18 protein-coding genes and 1 other RNA gene are annotated in these 15,974 nt (G+C 69.4%); 9 read left to right on the forward strand and 10 right to left on the reverse strand.

Annotated features, from left to right (window positions below; genetic code table 11):
* Genes L2U69_RS15590 through L2U69_RS15605 form a run of 4 tightly spaced genes read right to left on the reverse strand, consistent with a single transcriptional unit; the run spans position 1 to position 3,891 of the window.
* Positions 1-1,779 (reverse strand): peptidoglycan D,D-transpeptidase FtsI family protein, encoded by a 1,779-nt coding sequence (locus L2U69_RS15590; RefSeq protein WP_236108058.1) that lies wholly within the window; start codon positions 1,777-1,779, stop codon positions 1-3.
* Complete coding sequence (gene ftsL, locus L2U69_RS15595) at positions 1,776-2,417, reverse strand: cell division protein FtsL (RefSeq protein ID WP_236108059.1); 642 nt, start codon at positions 2,415-2,417, stop codon at positions 1,776-1,778. The genes L2U69_RS15590 and ftsL overlap by 4 nt, the downstream gene beginning before the upstream one ends.
* Positions 2,414-3,388, reverse strand: a complete 975-nt coding sequence (gene rsmH / locus L2U69_RS15600) for a 16S rRNA (cytosine(1402)-N(4))-methyltransferase RsmH (RefSeq protein ID WP_408065823.1) — start codon at positions 3,386-3,388, stop codon at positions 2,414-2,416. Before rsmH ends, ftsL begins: the two co-directional genes overlap by 4 nt.
* Positions 3,389-3,396: 8 nt before the next feature.
* Positions 3,397-3,891 (reverse strand): division/cell wall cluster transcriptional repressor MraZ, encoded by a 495-nt coding sequence (locus tag L2U69_RS15605; protein ID WP_236108060.1) that lies wholly within the window; start codon positions 3,889-3,891, stop codon positions 3,397-3,399.
* Positions 3,892-4,099: 208 nt separating this feature from the next.
* Here L2U69_RS15605 and L2U69_RS15610 point away from each other — a divergent pair, with 208 nt between their 5' ends.
* Both L2U69_RS15610 and L2U69_RS15615 read left to right on the forward strand, forming a co-directional pair.
* Positions 4,100-4,963, forward strand: coding sequence for a bestrophin-like domain (locus tag L2U69_RS15610; protein WP_236108061.1), 864 nt, complete (start codon positions 4,100-4,102; stop codon positions 4,961-4,963).
* A gap of 78 nt (positions 4,964-5,041) precedes the next feature.
* A complete protein-coding gene (locus L2U69_RS15615; protein ID WP_236108062.1) occupies positions 5,042-6,391 on the forward strand; it encodes an NADH:flavin oxidoreductase/NADH oxidase family protein in 1,350 nt (449 codons plus the stop codon).
* On the opposite strand, the gene L2U69_RS15620 is transcribed toward L2U69_RS15615, so the two are convergent.
* Both L2U69_RS15620 and L2U69_RS15625 read right to left on the reverse strand, forming a co-directional pair.
* A complete protein-coding gene (locus L2U69_RS15620) occupies positions 6,373-7,794 on the reverse strand; it encodes a multicopper oxidase family protein (RefSeq protein ID WP_236108063.1) in 1,422 nt (473 codons plus the stop codon). The genes L2U69_RS15615 and L2U69_RS15620 overlap by 19 nt on opposite strands.
* Before the next feature lie 54 nt (positions 7,795-7,848).
* Complete coding sequence (locus L2U69_RS15625) at positions 7,849-8,217, reverse strand: hypothetical protein (RefSeq protein ID WP_236108064.1); 369 nt, start codon at positions 8,215-8,217, stop codon at positions 7,849-7,851.
* A gap of 392 nt (positions 8,218-8,609) precedes the next feature.
* Between L2U69_RS15625 and L2U69_RS15630 the strand changes: the two genes are divergently transcribed.
* Both L2U69_RS15630 and L2U69_RS15635 read left to right on the forward strand, forming a co-directional pair.
* Positions 8,610-9,074, forward strand: a complete 465-nt coding sequence (locus tag L2U69_RS15630) for an Hsp20/alpha crystallin family protein (RefSeq protein WP_236108065.1) — start codon at positions 8,610-8,612, stop codon at positions 9,072-9,074.
* 80 nt (positions 9,075-9,154) lie between these two features.
* Entirely contained in the window at positions 9,155-9,430 is a 276-nt protein-coding gene (locus L2U69_RS15635) for a DUF7662 domain-containing protein (RefSeq protein WP_236108066.1), read from the forward strand.
* A 13-nt stretch (positions 9,431-9,443) separates the two neighbouring features.
* On the opposite strand, the gene rnpB is transcribed toward L2U69_RS15635, so the two are convergent.
* Positions 9,444-9,842: RNase P RNA component class A (rnpB, locus tag L2U69_RS15640), an RNA gene on the reverse strand.
* Between the two features lie 111 nt (positions 9,843-9,953).
* Here rnpB and L2U69_RS15645 point away from each other — a divergent pair.
* Positions 9,954-11,174, forward strand: coding sequence for an EAL domain-containing protein (locus tag L2U69_RS15645; RefSeq protein WP_236108067.1), 1,221 nt, complete (start codon positions 9,954-9,956; stop codon positions 11,172-11,174).
* A gap of 3 nt (positions 11,175-11,177) precedes the next feature.
* Here L2U69_RS15645 and L2U69_RS15650 read toward each other — a convergent pair whose 3' ends face one another.
* The gene (locus tag L2U69_RS15650; protein ID WP_236108068.1) at positions 11,178-11,771 is read right to left on the reverse strand and encodes a TetR/AcrR family transcriptional regulator; all 594 of its coding nucleotides are present in this window, start codon (positions 11,769-11,771) and stop codon (positions 11,178-11,180) included.
* A 99-nt stretch (positions 11,772-11,870) separates the two neighbouring features.
* Between L2U69_RS15650 and L2U69_RS15655 the strand changes: the two genes are divergently transcribed.
* From L2U69_RS15655 to L2U69_RS15665, 3 genes are read left to right on the forward strand one after another with little or no spacing between them, the layout of a single operon-like run.
* A complete protein-coding gene (locus L2U69_RS15655) occupies positions 11,871-12,641 on the forward strand; it encodes an MBL fold metallo-hydrolase (RefSeq protein WP_236108069.1) in 771 nt (256 codons plus the stop codon).
* An 18-nt stretch (positions 12,642-12,659) separates the two neighbouring features.
* On the forward strand, positions 12,660-13,103 hold the full coding sequence (locus L2U69_RS15660; protein WP_236108070.1) for an ester cyclase: 444 nt from the start codon (positions 12,660-12,662) through the stop codon (positions 13,101-13,103).
* A 28-nt stretch (positions 13,104-13,131) separates the two neighbouring features.
* Complete coding sequence (locus tag L2U69_RS15665) at positions 13,132-13,464, forward strand: YdhR family protein (protein ID WP_236108071.1); 333 nt, start codon at positions 13,132-13,134, stop codon at positions 13,462-13,464.
* Here the strand turns inward: L2U69_RS15665 and L2U69_RS15670 are convergent.
* Both L2U69_RS15670 and L2U69_RS15675 read right to left on the reverse strand, forming a co-directional pair.
* Complete coding sequence (locus L2U69_RS15670; protein ID WP_236108072.1) at positions 13,448-14,155, reverse strand: N-acetylmuramoyl-L-alanine amidase; 708 nt, start codon at positions 14,153-14,155, stop codon at positions 13,448-13,450. The genes L2U69_RS15665 and L2U69_RS15670 overlap by 17 nt on opposite strands.
* Entirely contained in the window at positions 14,152-15,024 is an 873-nt protein-coding gene (locus L2U69_RS15675; protein ID WP_236108073.1) for a DMT family transporter, read from the reverse strand. Before L2U69_RS15675 ends, L2U69_RS15670 begins: the two co-directional genes overlap by 4 nt.
* A 140-nt stretch (positions 15,025-15,164) precedes the next feature.
* Here L2U69_RS15675 and L2U69_RS15680 point away from each other — a divergent pair, with 140 nt between their 5' ends.
* Positions 15,165-15,878 (forward strand): glutamine amidotransferase, encoded by a 714-nt coding sequence (locus tag L2U69_RS15680; RefSeq protein ID WP_236108074.1) that lies wholly within the window; start codon positions 15,165-15,167, stop codon positions 15,876-15,878.
* Positions 15,879-15,974: the final 96 nt, after the last annotated feature.

Here is a 15,974-nt window from a genome sequence, read left to right on the forward strand (position 1 = left end):
TCAATCCTTGCCGGCGGAAGCGGCGATCAGGATGCCTTCCGCCGTCGCCGGATCCGGGCCCTGCGTGGGCAGGACGCCGAGCATGGGCGCGATCCTCTCGACGATGTTCGCGACCGCCGGCGCGGCCGTCCAGCCGCCGGTGGCATAGCCGTGGGTCTCCTTCGTGCCCTTCGGCTCGTCGATCATGACGAGCACCACGTAGCGCGGCTCGGTCATGGGAAAGCCGGCGACGAAGGACGACAGCAGCGACTTGCGGGCATAGCCGCCGTGCGCGCCGACCTTTTCCGCCGTGCCGGTCTTGCCGCCGACCCAATAGCCGGGCACATCCGCGTTCTTGCCCGTCCCCATGACGGAATTGAGGCGCATCAGGCGGCGCATGGCCGAGGACGTCTTCGAGGTGATCACCCGCTCGCCGGTCGGCGGCCGGTCGGTCTCGGCCCGAAGCAGCGTCGGCGGGAAATAGATGCCGCCGTTGATCAGCGCGGCGACGCCGGTCGAGAGATGCAGCGGCGTGACCGAGATGCCGTGGCCGAAAGCGACGGTCATCGTGTTGATCTCGCGCCAGGGATTGGGCACCTGGGGCGCGCCGGCCTCCGGCAGTTCGATCGGCAGGCGCCGCGTCATCCCGATCCGGGTCATGAATTCGCGCTGGCGCTCCGTGCCGGCGGCCAGCGCCATCTTCACCGAACCGATGTTGGACGAATAGACGAAGATTTCCGGCACCGTCAGCCAGCGCGCCTTGGCGTGGTCGTCATTGATGGTGAAGCGGCCGTAGCGGATGGGATGGGTGGCGTCGAAGCCGGACGTCAGCTTGGCGGTGCCGCTGTCGAGCGCCATCGCCGTGTTGAACGTCTTGAAGGTGGAGCCCATCTCGTAGGTGCCGAGGGTCGAGCGGTTGAAGCGGTTCTCCGGCGTCGCCTCGCGCGGGTTGTTCGGATCGAAGTCCGGCAGCGACACCATGGCCACGATCTCGCCCGTGCGCACGTCCTGGACGATGGCCGAACCGCCGATCGCGCTGAAGGTCTTCACCGCGCGGGACAATTCGTCGGTCACCGCGTGCTGCACCCGGATGTCGATCGAAAGCTTCAGGGGCATGCCGTGACGCGAGGGATCGCGCAGCAGGTCGTCGAAGCGGGATTCGATGCCCGAGATACCCTTGCTGTCGATATCCACGAAGCCGACCACATGGGCCGCCAGCCGGCCGTAGGGATAGACCCGGCGTTCCTCGCGCTGGAAGGCGAGGCCGGGCAGGCCGAGGCTGTTCACCTCGTATTCCTGGCGCGGCGTCAGGTTGCGCTTCACCCAGACGAAGGATTTGCCCGAGCGCAGCTTGGCGTCGAGTTCGCCGCGCGACAGATCGGGCAGCACGCGCATCAGCTTGGTCACCGCCTCGTCGACGTCGATCACCTTGGAGGCGTCGGCATAGAGCGAGGCGGTGGTCAGATTGGTCGCCAGGATATTGCCGTTGCGATCGACGATCGGTGCGCGTTCCACCACCGGCTCGACCACGGCCGCGCCGCGCGGCTCGTCCGGGCGGCTGAACACGCCGAGGTCGAACAGGCGCAGCGCGAGCGCGAGAAAGCAGAAGCAGAAGACGGCGCCGACGATCATCAGCCGGTTGCGGCCGGTCTCGATCGCCTGCTTGGTCTGGCCGTCCAGCATGATGGTCGGGCGCGGGCGCTGGCCCGGCGAGAAGGGCGAGCCTTCCGGGATATGCACCGCAGACAGCGGCGGCAAAGGGGTGCCGGCGTCGAAGGTCGGCTGGTAGCCGTCGGTCATCGCCCCTCTCCCGGATAGCTCGCTTCGCCGGCGGCGAAGATGCGGGCGACGCCGTCGAGCACGTCGTCGGAAGCCGAGGGCACGGTCGCCGCCACCGGCGTGGGCGCCGGGCGCGGCGCGGCGGCCGAACGGGTGGGCGCCGCCGGCGCCGGCTTGGGCGCGGCGGGTTTGGCCGGCACGGGCGTGACCACGGCGGCGCGCGGTCCCGTGGGGCGGGGCGTGGCGGGCGCCGGCGCCAGCGACGCCCAGGCGGGCTTCAGCGTCGGGACCACCGGCAGACCCGGGGTCGCGGCCAGCAGGGGCACCGGGCTGGTCGACGCATCGGGGCTGGCGTCGGGCACGCCTTCGCCTTCCGGCACGATCGGGCGCATCGGCAGGCGGTCCAGGGTGGTGATCTGGGTCGGCTTCAGGGGCTGCAGGTCGAGATAGCGCTCGGCCAGGTCCTGGATGCGCGCGGGCTGGTTCAGATAGGCCCATTCCGCCTGCAGCACCTGGATCGCCTGATGCTCGCGCGCGACGTCGCGATGGAGCGCGCGGGCTTCCTGCTCGAGTTGCCCGACCTCGTATTTCACCTGATAGAGCACGGTGGGCGCACCGATCGCCAAGGCGACGGTCGCCAGCGTCAGGAATCTGTTCATGACCGCCCCCCTTCCTCTCCGGGCCAGGCCGGCGCCGCGGTCCGCCTTGCCGCGCGCAGCCGGGCCGAACGGGCCCTGGCGTTGATCCTGATCTCCTGTTCCGTCGGCTTGGCCGCACCCCGGAACAGCAGTTCGAAGCTGGGCGCCCGTCCGCCGGCACGGACGGGCGCATGACGCGAGGGGCCGCCCGAAGTGCCGCTGCGCGCCGCGAGGAACCGCTTCACCGCGCGGTCCTCCAGGCTGTGGAAGGAGACGACCGCCAGCCGCCCGCCCGGCCGCAACAGCCGTTCGGCGGCGGCGAGACCACGGTCCAATTCGCCCAATTCGTCGTTCACGGCGATGCGCAGCGCCTGGAAGGTGCGCGTCGCGGGATGGATGCGGTCGCGCGCCGCCGCCGGTCCCATGGCCCGGGCGACGATCTCCGCCAGCGCCGCCGTCCGGGTGATCGGCCCCGCTTCCCGCGCCTTCACGATGAAGCGCGCGATCCGGCGCGAGGCGCGTTCCTCGCCGAAGTCGTAGATCAGGTCGGCCAGCGCCGCCTCTTCCGTCTCGTTGACGAGATCGGCGGCACTGCGCCCCTGCCCGCCCATGCGCATGTCGAGGGGGCCGTCCTCGCGGAAGGAAAAGCCGCGCTCCGCCTGGTCGAGTTGCATGGAGGAGACGCCGAGGTCGAGGGCGACGCCGTCCACCGCGTCGATGCCGCGTTCGGCGAGAAGCCCCTGCATGTCGCCGAAGCAGCCGTGGATCATGGCGAAGCGGCCCTCGTGCTCCGTTTCCAGCGCCTGGCCGCGCGCGACCGCCGTCGGGTCGCGGTCGATGCCGTAGACGAAGGCTTCGCCCGCCGCCAGCAGGGCACGGGTATAGCCGCCGGCGCCGAAGGTGCCGTCCACCATGGTCTCGCCCGCCCGGGGCGCCAGCACCTCCACCACCTCGCGCCCGAGGACGGAGACATGGGGGCCGTCGGTATTGATCATCCCGGTCAATGCGCACCCCCATCGCCACGGGGCGGTTTGGCCAGCGCGCGGCCGGGCCAGGCGAGGCGGGCACGGTTGTCGCGCGTGATCTGGGCCGCCTTGGCGTTCATCTCCGCGAAGGCGCCCGGTTCCCAGATGCGGAATTGCTGGCCGAGGCCGACGAAGACCAGTTCGCCCGTGATGCCGGCATGGGCCAGCAGGCCCTCGGGCAGGGTGACGCGCCCCTCGCCGTCGAGGGCGAGCTGATGGGACGAGCCGAAGATGGCGGTGGTGAAGGCTTCGCGTTCCTCGGAGAAGGGCGGCAGATCGTCGACGGCCTCGGCCAGGCGCTCGAAATACTGGGCGCCGGAGCCGTCGATGGCCGGAAAATCGAGGGACGGATAGACGAAGATGCCGTTGAAGCCCTGGGACTGCACGAGCGCGCGAAAGGGCGGCGGGACCGAGACCCGCCCCTTCTTGTCCACCCTTCCGGTGTATGTCGACGTGAACAACGCCAGCATCAACGCCCCCAGGCCACCCCGGCCGAACGCGGGATCAGGGGCAATCGCGCCTGCGGGGTGGGCATGATTGGGATATCATGGGCAAACTTGGGCCGTCAATGGACAGGCGTGGGAAATCCATGGATTCCTGCGCCATTTGAAGCCGTCTGTCGTATTCAACGCCGCCCTGTCGGTGCCAGACTGCGAAAATCATGCGCGGAGGAGGCGAATGACCGGGGCGGTGCAGCAATGGCTCGTCGGCCTGCCGACCTTCGCCGCCATCCTGGCGGTCGCCGGCGGCCTGGCCGCCGTCGCCAATGGGACCCTGTGGCTGGTCGGGCGCTGGGTTCCGGCCGAGCGTCGGCGGCGGCACAACGAAATCACGGGCATGGTGCTGGAGGCATCGGGCACGCTCTATGCCGTGCTGCTGTCCTTCGTCGCGATCGCGGTGTGGGAGGATTTCAAGCGCGCCGACGCCATCGTCCGCTCCGAAGCCAATCTGGTCGGCAATCTCTATCGCGCCACCATCGGCCTTGCGCCCGACCAGGCGGAGGACATCCGCCACAAGCTCTTCGTCTATGCCGAAATCGTCGCCGGCGACGAATGGCCCGGCATGATGCGCGGCGAAAGGGATGCCGCCGCCGGCTGGCAATTGCTGGACCGGGTCCACCTCGCCCTCGTGACGATGCGCGATGCCGCGCACGGCAGCGCCGCCGTCGAGACCGAGATTCTGGCCCGGCTGAACGATCTCTACGATGCCCGGCGCGACCGTTTCGACGCGGCGAGCGCCAGCCTGCCGCCGGTGCTGTGGTGGAACCTGATCGCGGGCGGCGTCATCGTGCTGGGGCTCTGCGTCATGCTGGGCTGCGAGAGCCGGCGCGTCCATGTCCTGCTGACCACCGCCCTTTCCGCCTCGATCGGCCTGGTGCTCGCCTTGATCGTGCTTCTGGATGCGCCGTTCCGGGGCATCAACCACGTCTCGGACGCGCCCTTCGCGGCCCTGGTCCGGACGGTCGGGGCGCACGATTTTCCGGGTGCCGACCTGCCGACCACCCCCCGCGCGGTCCCGCCGCCCCCCCATGTGACGGATTGACCGGACCGGCAAAGCCGGAAACACTCCCCCGACAAAAAGTCAGCAATGGCGAGAAATCAGAGCTGGAGAGAGACGCCCGTGGCCGAAACCGAGACGATCGACGTCACATCCCCCCTGACCCTGCCCTGCGGCCTGACCTTGAAGAACCGCCTGGCCAAGGCCGCCATGACGGAAGGTCTGGCGGACACCCGCAACCGGGTGACGCCCACCCTGGAAACCCTCTACAAGCGTTTCGCCGAGGGCGGCTGCGGCCTGCTGATCACCGGCAACATCCAGGTCCATCCCGACAATCTGGAACGCGCGGCCAATGTCGTCGTCGCGCCGGGCATGGATCAGGCGGCGCTCGACGGGTTGCGGCGCTTCGCCGAAGCCGGGCGCCGGAACGGCACCGCGCTCTGGGGCCAGATCAGCCATGCCGGGCGCCAGACCCCGATCGCGGTCAACAAGACGCCCCAGGCCCCTTCCGCCATCGCCCTGCCCCTGCCCGGCAAGCAGTTCGGCGTGCCGAAGCCGATGACCGAGGCCGAGATCCAGGACGTCGTCTCGCGCTTCGCCTTCGCCGCCCGCACCCTGAAGGAAGCGGGTTTCGACGGCGTGCAGATCCATGGCGCCCACGGCTATCTGATCAGCCAGTTCCTGTCGCCCCGCGCCAACGCGCGTACCGATGCCTGGGGCGGATCGCTGGAGAACCGCGCGCGCCTGCTGCTCGAAGTGGTGCGGGCGGTGCGGGCCGCCGTCGGTCCCGGCTTCGGCGTCGGCGTGAAGCTGAATTCCGCCGACTTCATGAAGGGCGGCTTCGGCGACGACGAGGCGGTGACCGTCGCCCGCTGGCTGGAGGCGGAAGGGATCGACCTTCTCGAAATCTCCGGCGGCTCCTACGAACGCCCGATCATGATGGGCAACGAAACCATGGCCAGCGACACCAAGGCGCGGGAGACGCGCCGCGCCTCCACCATCGCCCGCGAAGCCTATTTCATGGATTACGCCCGCACCATGCGCGCCGCGGTGAGGACGCCGCTGATGGTGACCGGCGGCTTTCGCTCCCGCGCCGCCATGGACGAGGCGCTGGCGAGCGGCGCCTGTGATCTGATCGGTCTCGCCCGGCCGCTGTGCGTGACGCCCGCCGCCCCCCTCGGCATTCTCGACGGCAGCCTGGCCCGGCTGGACGATTGGGAGAGCCGGCTGCGGGTCGGTCCGGGGCGCTGGCTCGGCCCGGCCTCGCCCCTCGATCTCGTCAAGCTGGTGAACGGCTTCGGCGCCCAGGGCTGGTTCTGCCTCCAGCTCATGGCGATCGGCGAGGGCCGGGAGCCGAACACCGGCCTCGGCGTGCTGCCCGCCTTCATCCGTTACCAGATCGGCGAAGCGCGCAGCGCCAAGACCATGCTCGGGGCCCGCAAGGCCGCCGGGGTTCAGCCGGGCGGGGTGTAGACCACTTCCGTCATCATGCCTGTCGCCATATGCGGCAGGTTGTGACAGTGGAACAGCCAGCGTCCCGCGTTGTCGGCATCGAAGGCGATGCCGACCGTGGCGCCGGCCGGCACCAGCACCGTGTCGCGCCGCGCGCCCTGGACGGCCACGCCATCGATCGAGACGACGTCGAAATGATGGCCGTGCAGGTGCATGGGATGCGCCATCATGCTGTCGTTCACGATCTCGACCAGGACCCGGCGCCCCGCCTCGACCGCGACCGGAATGCGGTCGGCCCAGCCGCGCCCGTCCATGGTCCAGGCATAGGGCATCATGGTGCCGCCGAGCACGACCCGGCGCCGGATCTCTACCGGCCGCGCCGACGTCCCGAGCGGGCGCAGCAACCGCTCCACCGACAGATCCGCCGGGGGCGCCGTCTCGCCTGCGCGCTCCGCGATCCGCGCGACGGCGGCGCCTTGTGCCGCCAGCACGATGCCGGTGCGGATGGTGTCGCCCTCGCGCTGGGCGAGGACAGGGACCGTGGCGCCGGCCGGCACCTCGATCAGCAGGTCGGCGCGCTGGCCCTGGGCCAAGGGCATGAGCTTCAGGGAGAGCGGCTGTACCGGATTGCCGTCGACCGCGACGAGGCTGGCCTCGGCACCGCCGAAGTCGAGCCAGAAGGCCGTCGCCGCCGCCCCGTTGATCAGGCGCAGGCGCACCCGCCCGCCGCGCTCGACCCGCACGACCTCGGGATCGTCGAGGGTGCGGTCATTGGCGAGGAAGGCATTGAAGTCGATGTCGTTCAGGTCCATGCCGCCCATGCCCGGCATGCCGTGGCCCATGGCGGCGTGATCCATCATGCCATGGTCCATCCCATGGCCCATCTGGGCGCCGAGGCCGGCGACGAGTGTTTCCGGATCCTCGAAGGCGAAATCATGGAGCAGGACGACGACCTCCTGCGCATCCGCCGCCTGTTCTTCCTTGCGGCGCACGATCAGGGGTGCCGCCAGCAGGCGCATCTCCTGCAGCCCCAGGTGCGAATGCATCCAATGGGTGCCGGGGCGGGCGGCGAAATCATAGTCGGCGAAACCGCCGGGCGCGATCGGGTCGACATAGAGGGTCTGGCTCACCCCGTCCTGGTCCGGCGGCGGCGTCTGGCCATGCCAATGGACGATGGTCGCTTCATCCAGGTCGTTCTTCAGGCGCAGGCGGAAGGCTTCGCCCGCGTCGAGGACGAGACCATGGCCGCCGCCCGCCCGTTCTATGCCGAAGACGCCGGCCGCCCGGCCCTTGACCTCGATGCTGCGCCGGACGACGCGAAGTTCGTGACCGGCGGCGGCCCGCGCCGCGCCGGGAATGAGGGGAAGTGCCGCCAAGGCAGCGGCGGACGCCAGCAGGTGGCGCCGCGAAATCATGGTGTTCATGGCATTCAATCCGTCTGATCGTGGGCCGGCGCGGAGCCGGATGCGGTAACGGGATCAGACGGCGGGGCGCGGCGGGCGATAGGGCGGCGCATAGCCCGCCCCATCCTTCTTCTGGGTGATCATGACGCGGAAATCGCCCGGAACCGGCCGGACCGGTTCGGGAGCGCGGAGGGCCGGAGTCGGGACGGCGGCGAACATCGGACAGGCGGCGCCGGTGCAGCAGGTGGGCACGGCCTTCACCGGCCCGTGGCCGGCCCCGTCGCAGCCGGCGGCGGCGCCCTGCGCCATCGTCGGACCGGGCGCGGGCGCCGAAATCCCCGTCGCCGGCAGGACAGCGAACACAAGGCAGGCGGCAACCGCGAGCCAGGTCGCGATCGCGCGCCAGCGGCGCATCCAGCCATGGCGATCCGGCCTCGGCCGCATCCCGAACCTCCGACGAAAGACGCCGCACATATGTGCCCTTCCGCGCCGTCTGGCAAGCGGCGTCGATTTTCCACCTCGATCGCGGCAAATGTTGATCCAGCGCAATGCCGGCGAACCCCGGCCGAGCAATTCTCTCTTTCGGAGAGGCGATACTCCTCCCTGCCTCTCCAGCCCGCGTTATCGAGGGCTCGCGACGCCGCCTTCCCCAGGGCGGCGCGAACGCACCCCGGACGGCAGCCACTCCCTTCCCCTTGTGCCGTCCGGGGGTCTTTTTTTCGCTGACAACAGGCTGAAAGTTGACGGCCGTCAATGCGCGCACCCGGGCCCGTGCCCATATATGGAGGTGACCGCGAGGCTCTGTGCCCCCAGTCGAGAACAAGGAGGACCATGACATGAAACTCCGGACTCTCATGACCCCCGGCGGCCGCGCACCGGCCGCTCACAACGACAACCCCTTCACGGCCCTGCGCCAGGAGATCGACCGACTGTTCCATGACGCGACCACGGGCCTCGGGCTTGGCGATGCCATGCCCCACATGGACGTGGTCGAGACCGATGCGAACATTACGGTGACCGCCGAACTGCCGGGCATGGAGGAGAAGGACGTCGAGGTCACGCTGGCGGACAATGTCCTGACCATCCGCGGCGAGAAGAAGGTGGAGCGCGAGGAGAAGGGCGAGACCCGCCACGTCGTCGAACGCACCACCGGCACTTTCGCCCGGACGATCGAGATGCCCGCCGGCATGGACCCGGCGGCCGTCAAGGCGACCATGGACAAGGGGGTGCTGACCGTCGTCATGCCGAAACCGGCGACGGCGGCCGAACCCCGGAAGATCGAGGTCACCCGCGTCGCCTGACAGGGGGCGCGGCTTCATCGTCCCGGCCGGGCCACCGGCCGGGACGGCTTTTCTCCCACATGGCGGAAGGAGAGGCTGCCATGGACAAATACGATCCCCTGAGAGCCTGGCTGAGGGCCGGCGGCAGCCGCCTCGTCACACTGTCCTTCGACGAGATCGACCATATGGTGCACGGCCTGCCGCGCACCGCCTTCGAGCGCGAGCAATGGTGGTCCAACGACGATGACGCCCCCGGAGACGATGCGCCCGGAGACGACGCGCCATGCCATGCCTGGCGCGATGCCGGCTATCTGGCCCATGCCGATCGTGGCCGGGGCCTGGTCGCCTTCACGCGGGCCCATCCCTGCGGCTGGTGATACGACGGCGAAAGAGGTCAGATGGCCTGTAAGCCGGGTTCTGTGACCGTGGTTGCCCACGGCCGGTGACCATTCGTCTAGGACGGCCGTTGCCGGCCGTCTCGAGCAACCGACCCGGGCGACGGACCGGAAACGGATCCCGCCGGCGATGCCGGCATGTCGCCCCTATTTGGTTTTGCTCCCGGTGGGGTTTACCCTGCCGATGCCGTTACCGGCCTCGCGGTGCGCTCTTACCGCACCCTTTCACCCTTGCCGGCCGGCCGGAACCGAGGTTCCGGCGTTCCGGCGGTCTGCTCTCTGTGGCACTGTCCCTGGGGTCGCCCCCGCCGGGCGTTACCCGGCACCGTGTTCCCGTGGAGCCCGGACTTTCCTCCCCCGCGACGCGCGCGGCGGCGGTCACCCGGCCATCTGACCGGGCAAGGCGTAGCGGTTTCCCGCGGACTGCGCAAGGGCCCGCCCTCTCACGCCGCTTCGCTTTCGGCGCGGTTCATGCTCTGGTGCTGCGGTGACCGAGATTTCTTCCATGCCGGAACGCGACAACAGAATCCACGTCAAGGCGGGCGACATCGTCATGGCCCAGGGCGAGGCGGGCCATTGCGCCTATCTGATCGAGTCCGGCCGGATCGAGATCCTGCTGACCGCGCCGACCGGCGAGCGGCAGTTCATCGGCACGCGCGGCCCCGGCACGTTGATCGGCGAGATGGCGATCATCGACGAAGGAACGCGCAGCGCGACCATCCGGGCGATCGAGGACTGCGCGCTCCTCGAAATCTCGCGGGCGGACTTCGCGCGCCGCCTCGATGGCGCCGACCCCATCCTGCAGATGGCCATGCGCACCATCCTGGCACGCTTTCGCGACCTGATGCAGCGCTCGCGCCTCATGCACGACGTGGCCCACCCGCCACTGCTGACGGTGGAGGACGTGGAGCGCGACCATGCCCATCTGCCCGGCGCGGTCGAGGCGATCACCATCGCCAACGAATTCAGGCCCGCCCTCGAAGCGGGCGAGATCACCCTGCACTACCAGCCCATCGTCGACCTGCGGGATGGCCGGCCGGCCGGCTTCGAAGCCCTGATGCGCTGGCACAGGCCCGGCCGGGGTCCGCTCTCGCCCGACATATTCATCCCGGTGCTCGAGGCCAGCGGCCAGATCGTCGCCGCCTCGGACTGGGTACTGCGCGAGGCGCTGCGCGCGCTCGGCCGGATCGAGGCGGGCAGCGGCCGGCGCGGTCTCTTCATGAGCGTGAATTTCTCGGCCCAGGATTTCACCACACCCGATTTTCCCGACCGCCTGCTCGAGGCCATCGGCGCCGCCGGCATCGCGCCGTCGCAGGTCCATCTGGAAATCACCGAACGCTTGCTGATGGCAAAGCCGGAGGATGCGCAAAAGACCCTGACGCGCTGCCGCCAGGCCGGCATGGGCGTCTCCATCGACGATTTCGGCACCGGCTATTCGTCCCTCAGCTATCTGCGGGCGTTTCCGATCGACACCTTGAAGATCGACCGTTCCTTCGTCACCGACATGACGGCGAACGACAATTCCATGGCCCTGATCAGTTCGATCGTCGCCCTTGGCAAGAACATGGGCCTGAAGCTGATCGCCGAGGGGATCGAGACGCGGGACGAGGCCGCCATGCTCCGCAACATGGGCTGCAACCTCGGCCAGGGCTATTTCTTCGCGAGGCCCATGGCGGAGGAAGCGGTCACCGCCTTCGCGGCCCAGGACCGCACGATCGCGTTCTGATCGTCATTCGAGGGCGCCGGCGCCACCGTCCACCCAAGCGCAGGCCAGCCCCACTTTCGCCGCATCGTCGACGCCGCGTTCATCGAGGTCGCGCCAGGTGAGGAAATGCAGCGCGTGGTTGACGGTCGCGACGATCGCCGGCCCCGAGCGCGCCAGCGACGACACGAGGTCCGCGCCGACGCCCGCCATGAAGGCCGCGACTTCGGCCATCGGCGCCCGAAGCGCCGGCACGTCGTCGACGTCCCGGAAGGATACGGTCCACATGCGGCGCGTCACCCCGTAGTAGGCATAGAAGGCCCCGAGCGCGGCGCGCAGCCGCTCCATTCCGCCGAGGCCGGCCCAGGTCGCCGGGTCGGGCGGCGGATGCAGACCCAGCCAATGCGCCGTGCAGGCCTGGAACACGGCCGTCTCGTCCGAGAAATGTCGGTAGACCGTAAGCCGCTGCACCCCTGCCGCCTCGGCGATGGCGCTGATCGTCGTCGCGCGGGGACCGATCGTCTCGTGCAGGCGCATGGTCGCCTCGACAATGCGCAGGCGCGTCTCCTCCTGCCCGTGCGCGCGCTTCTTCAGCTGGTATGACCGCTTCGTTCCGCTCATTCGGTAAACATGCGCGATCAATGAAAACTTGACAAGGGCCCGCCTGCCCCCTAGAAGCAATTTCGATGAACATATCTGATCACTGAAATAAGGCCAATCATGACGACAATCACCATTCCCACGCAGGGAGCCCCCCAGGCGGTGACCGAAGCCTGGACGGCCCTGCCCGCCTGGCTGCCCGTGCCGGACCTCGGGCTTCTGTCCGTGAACGCCTTCGTGCTGAGGGGGCGGGAGCCGCTTCTGGTCGACACCGGCCTCCAGGCGCTGGAGGCGGAGTTTCTCGCCGCCCTCGCCCAGGTGGTCGCACCCGAGGATTTGCGCTGGATCTGGCTGAGCCATGCCGACGCCGACCACATCGGCAACCTGCGGCCGGTGCTGGAACGGGCGCCCAGGGCACGCGTGGTCACCAATTTCCTCGGTGCAGGCAAGATGGGGATGATGGGCGGTTTCGATCTCTCGCGCGTTCATATCCTCGCCGAAGACGAGGTGTTGGAGGTCGGCGGGCGCATCCTGCGGCCGCAACGTCCGCCCTATTGCGACGCGCCCGAGTCCCTCGGCTTCCATGACGCGACCGACGGCGTCCTCTTCGCGGTGGATTGTTTCGGTGCCCTTCTCCCCACGCCCGTCGCGGACGCAGAGGCCATCCCCGAGGCCCGCCTGCGGGCGGGGATCGAGGCCTGGTCGGCGATCGACGTGCCCTGGCTCACGCGGCTGGACCGGGCATGGCTGCGCCGCGCCCTTGCCGATCTCGAACGTCTGACGCCAGCCCATGTCCTGTCCGGGCATCTGCCGCCCAGCCGCGACCTCGCGCGCCTGGCCCGCATCGTGACCGAAATCGCCCCCGTCGGCGACACGCGCCGTGTCGCCTGAAACCCAGAGGAGAGAATCGTGACCACCAACGAAATCGAACGCAACAAGGCGACCGTCGCCCGCTTCCTGGCCGGTACCCATTCGGCCGATATCGAAGCGGTGTCGGTCATCGACGAAACCGTGGTGCCGCATATTCGCTGCCACGGCTTCCCCGGCTTCCCGGGCGGAGAATTCGCCGACCGCGACAGCTACAAGGCCTTCTTCCGCGTGTTCCGCCAGTCGTTCAGCGACATGGACTTCACGACGTTGCATACGGTCGCGGCGGGCGACTACGTCTCCGCCCATTGGTCGATCGAGGCGACCCACAGCGGAAGCTTCCAGGGTATCGCGCCGGACGGCCGCCGGGTCGTCTTTGACGGCGTCGCGCTCTACCGGCTGGAGGACGGCCGCATTGCCGAAACCTGGCTGCGCATCAACGAGCCGATGCTGATCGCACAGCTCGGCGTATCGGCGGCGGCCTGACGACGCCCCGGTCCTGAAGGAGACGACGATGCGGAACAACCCGGCCCTGCTCACCGTCACCTACCAGGTGGCGGGGGCGCCCCACGCCTTCCTCGACAGGGCAGGCGAAGAGGCCGGCCGGATTGCCTCGGTGCCTGGCCTCGTCTGGAAGATCTGGGCCTTCGAGCACGAGACCGGCCTCGGCAGCAGCTGCTATCTCTTCGCCGACCGGGCGAGCGCGCGCCGCTTCGCCGATGGCCCGGCCTTGGCCGCCCTTCGCGCGCATCCTCTGATCACTCATGTCGGCTGTCGCCTCGGGGTGGTCCAGATCGCCCTGTCCGCGATCACCCGCGCCGGGCCCGTCATCAGCCTCGCGCACTGAAGCCCGTCTCGCGCAGACGGCGCGACAGGAAGGCGAGGCGCCCTCGCGTCTCGTCATCCGCCCGGCCATCCACCCGCGCGGGACGCCAGTGGCGCTGGAAGGCGGCCAACACATCCGCCAGCGTCGCCCCCTCGAAACCATAGCCGAAGGCGGCGAGATCCTCGGCGAGGCCGGCCGGATCGGCCGGCGCCGGATCGGTGCCGGCCTCCCAGAAGCCCACGCCCTCGCCCGCCAGCCACCGCCAGTCGAACAATTCGCCCGGATCGGTCTTGCGGGCCGGCGCCGAATCCGAATGACCGATGACATCGAAGGGGGCGATGGCGTGGCGCGCCAGGATGTCCCGTCCCAGCGCCGCGAGGCTGCTCATCTGCGCTGCCGGGAACGGGCGATAGCCCCACTCGTGGCCGGGGTTCACCAATTCGATGCCGATCGAGCGGGCGTTGACGTCGCCGAGCCCGCGCCACGATCCGGCGCCGGCATGCCAGGCCCGATCCGCCTCCGCCACCAGGCGGAAGACGGTGCCGTCCTCCTCGATCAGATAATGGCTGGAGACCTTGGCGGCGGCATCGCGCAGCCGCGCCAGGGCGGCGGCACCGCTGGTCATGCCGGTGTAGTGGATCATCAGGATCGAGACGGGCATGCCGTCCCGGCCGTCGAAATTGGGTGAAGGCCTTTCGATCACGTCGATCATGGCGCCGTCCCCGCGATCTTCCTCTCGCGCAGCATGATGATGGCGACGCCGGTCAGGGTCATCGCGCTGCCGACGATCATGCGCGGCGTCAGCGCGTCCCCCAGCAAGGTGACGCCGAACATGATGCCGAGCACGGGCGCCAGCAGCATCATGGGCGCCGTCAGGGTGACGGGATAGCGCTGGAGCAGGCGGTAGTTGGCGGCATGGGCGACCAGGGAGGAGCCGAGCGCGGTATAGAGCACCGCCGCCCAGCCGATCGCCGACGCCTCCGCCATCGCGGCCCCCTGTTCCGCTTCGAAGAGAAAGGACAGCAGCAGCATGGACGGCCCGGTGACCAGGCCCATCCAGGCCTGGAGGGCGAAGACCCCGACCCCGCGCAGCCGGCGCATGATGATCATCGCGACCGCCATCGAGAAGGCGGCGGAGACGCAGAGGAACAGCCCGTCGAGATAGTTGAAGACGTGAGGATCGAAGCCGATCACCGCGACGCCGGCGAAGGAGAGCACGATGCCGGCGATGCGCCGCCAGCGAATCGTCTCCTTGAGGACGGCGACGCCGAGGATGGTGACGAAGGGAATATTGAGCTGGATCGCCACCGCGGCCGAGGAAATGTCCCCCACCCGGTCGATGCCGATGAAGAGAAGGCCGAAATGCATCAGCCCGGCGGTCACCGCGACCCAGAGCACGGGGCGCCACTGATCGCGCGGCACGCGCGGGATCAACGGCGCCAGCAGGACCGCGATCAGGGAGAAGCGAAGGCCGGTGAGCAGCATGGGCGGCAATTCGTTCACGCCGAGCTTGGCCGCGACGAAATTGAAGCCCCAGACCACGTTCACCACCAGCACGAGGAAGATGTCGATGGGCGCCATGCCCCCTCGATAGCAGCGCGCCGACGGCGCCACCATTGCGCCTCTTGCATGGCCGTCGTCATCGGACCGGCAATGGCGGCTTGACCCGGCACGCTGCGGCGCGTCAAAGATGGTGCGGAGCAACGTCGCTGGAGAGCCCCATGACCAGGACTTGTCTTGTGCTGCGCCATCTCGCCTTCGAGGATCTGGGCCTGATCGAGGGCGTGCTCCTCGAGCGCGGCTTCGCGATCCGCACGCAGGAGGTCGGCGTCGACGACATCGCCGCCCTCGATCCCGCGGCCGACGATCTGGTGATCGTGCTGGGCGGCCCCCTCGCCGCCTATGAGGACGATCTCTACCCCTATCTGCGCGACGAGATCGCCTTTCTCTCCGCCCGGCTGGAAGCCGATGGGGCGATCCTCGGCATCTGCCTCGGCGCCCAGCTCCTCGCCGCCGCCGCCGGCGCCGCCGTCTATCCGGGAGCGGAGAAGGAAATCGGCTGGGCGCCGGTCACCCTGACCGCCGCCGGCCACGCCTCGCCCATCGCCGCCATCGACGGCCACGACGTGCTGCATTGGCACGGCGATACCTTCGACCTGCCGGACGGCGCCGTGCGCCTCGCCTCCACCGGGACCACGCTCAATCAGGCCTTCGGCATCGGCGACCGGGTGCTCGGCCTGCAATTCCACATCGAGGTGCTGCCCGAACGTTTCGAGACCTGGCTGATCGGCCACCGCGCCGAACTGGGCACCCTGCGCAGCCCGTCGATCGCCGGCCTTCGCGCCGATGCCGCGCGCGTCGGCGCGCGGACGGCGGCGGCCGGCCGCAGGGTGGTCACGGATGCCCTGACCCGGGCCGGGCTCGCCGCGCCTTAGTCTTTCGCAGGGCTGGACAAGCCCTCCCCGAGGGCATAGGCCAGCCGCCAGTCGCCGACTTCCATCCCGGGCGCGGCGCCCGGACATTCCCCCGAA

The sequence above is a fragment of the Zavarzinia marina genome, from assembly GCF_021568905.1.
GTDB lineage: Bacteria > Pseudomonadota > Alphaproteobacteria > Zavarziniales > Zavarziniaceae > Zavarzinia > Zavarzinia marina.

Coding starts and splice junctions, on each gene's coding strand:
- L2U69_RS15590 (WP_236108058.1), bottom strand. CDS start 1,779: ATGACCGACGGCTACCAGCCGACCTTCGACGCCGGCACCCCTTTGCCG.
- ftsL (WP_236108059.1), bottom strand. CDS start 2,417: ATGAACAGATTCCTGACGCTGGCGACCGTCGCCTTGGCGATCGGTGCG.
- L2U69_RS15605 (WP_236108060.1), bottom strand. CDS start 3,891: ATGCTGGCGTTGTTCACGTCGACATACACCGGAAGGGTGGACAAGAAG.
- L2U69_RS15610 (WP_236108061.1), top strand. CDS start 4,100: ATGACCGGGGCGGTGCAGCAATGGCTCGTCGGCCTGCCGACCTTCGCC.
- L2U69_RS15620 (WP_236108063.1), bottom strand. CDS start 7,794: ATGAACACCATGATTTCGCGGCGCCACCTGCTGGCGTCCGCCGCTGCC.
- L2U69_RS15625 (WP_236108064.1), bottom strand. CDS start 8,217: ATGCGGCCGAGGCCGGATCGCCATGGCTGGATGCGCCGCTGGCGCGCG.
- L2U69_RS15630 (WP_236108065.1), top strand. CDS start 8,610: ATGAAACTCCGGACTCTCATGACCCCCGGCGGCCGCGCACCGGCCGCT.
- L2U69_RS15635 (WP_236108066.1), top strand. CDS start 9,155: ATGGACAAATACGATCCCCTGAGAGCCTGGCTGAGGGCCGGCGGCAGC.
- L2U69_RS15645 (WP_236108067.1), top strand. CDS start 9,954: ATGCCGGAACGCGACAACAGAATCCACGTCAAGGCGGGCGACATCGTC.
- L2U69_RS15650 (WP_236108068.1), bottom strand. CDS start 11,771: ATGAGCGGAACGAAGCGGTCATACCAGCTGAAGAAGCGCGCGCACGGG.
- L2U69_RS15655 (WP_236108069.1), top strand. CDS start 11,871: ATGACGACAATCACCATTCCCACGCAGGGAGCCCCCCAGGCGGTGACC.
- L2U69_RS15665 (WP_236108071.1), top strand. CDS start 13,132: ATGCGGAACAACCCGGCCCTGCTCACCGTCACCTACCAGGTGGCGGGG.
- L2U69_RS15670 (WP_236108072.1), bottom strand. CDS start 14,155: ATGATCGACGTGATCGAAAGGCCTTCACCCAATTTCGACGGCCGGGAC.
- L2U69_RS15675 (WP_236108073.1), bottom strand. CDS start 15,024: ATGGCGCCCATCGACATCTTCCTCGTGCTGGTGGTGAACGTGGTCTGG.
- L2U69_RS15680 (WP_236108074.1), top strand. CDS start 15,165: ATGACCAGGACTTGTCTTGTGCTGCGCCATCTCGCCTTCGAGGATCTG.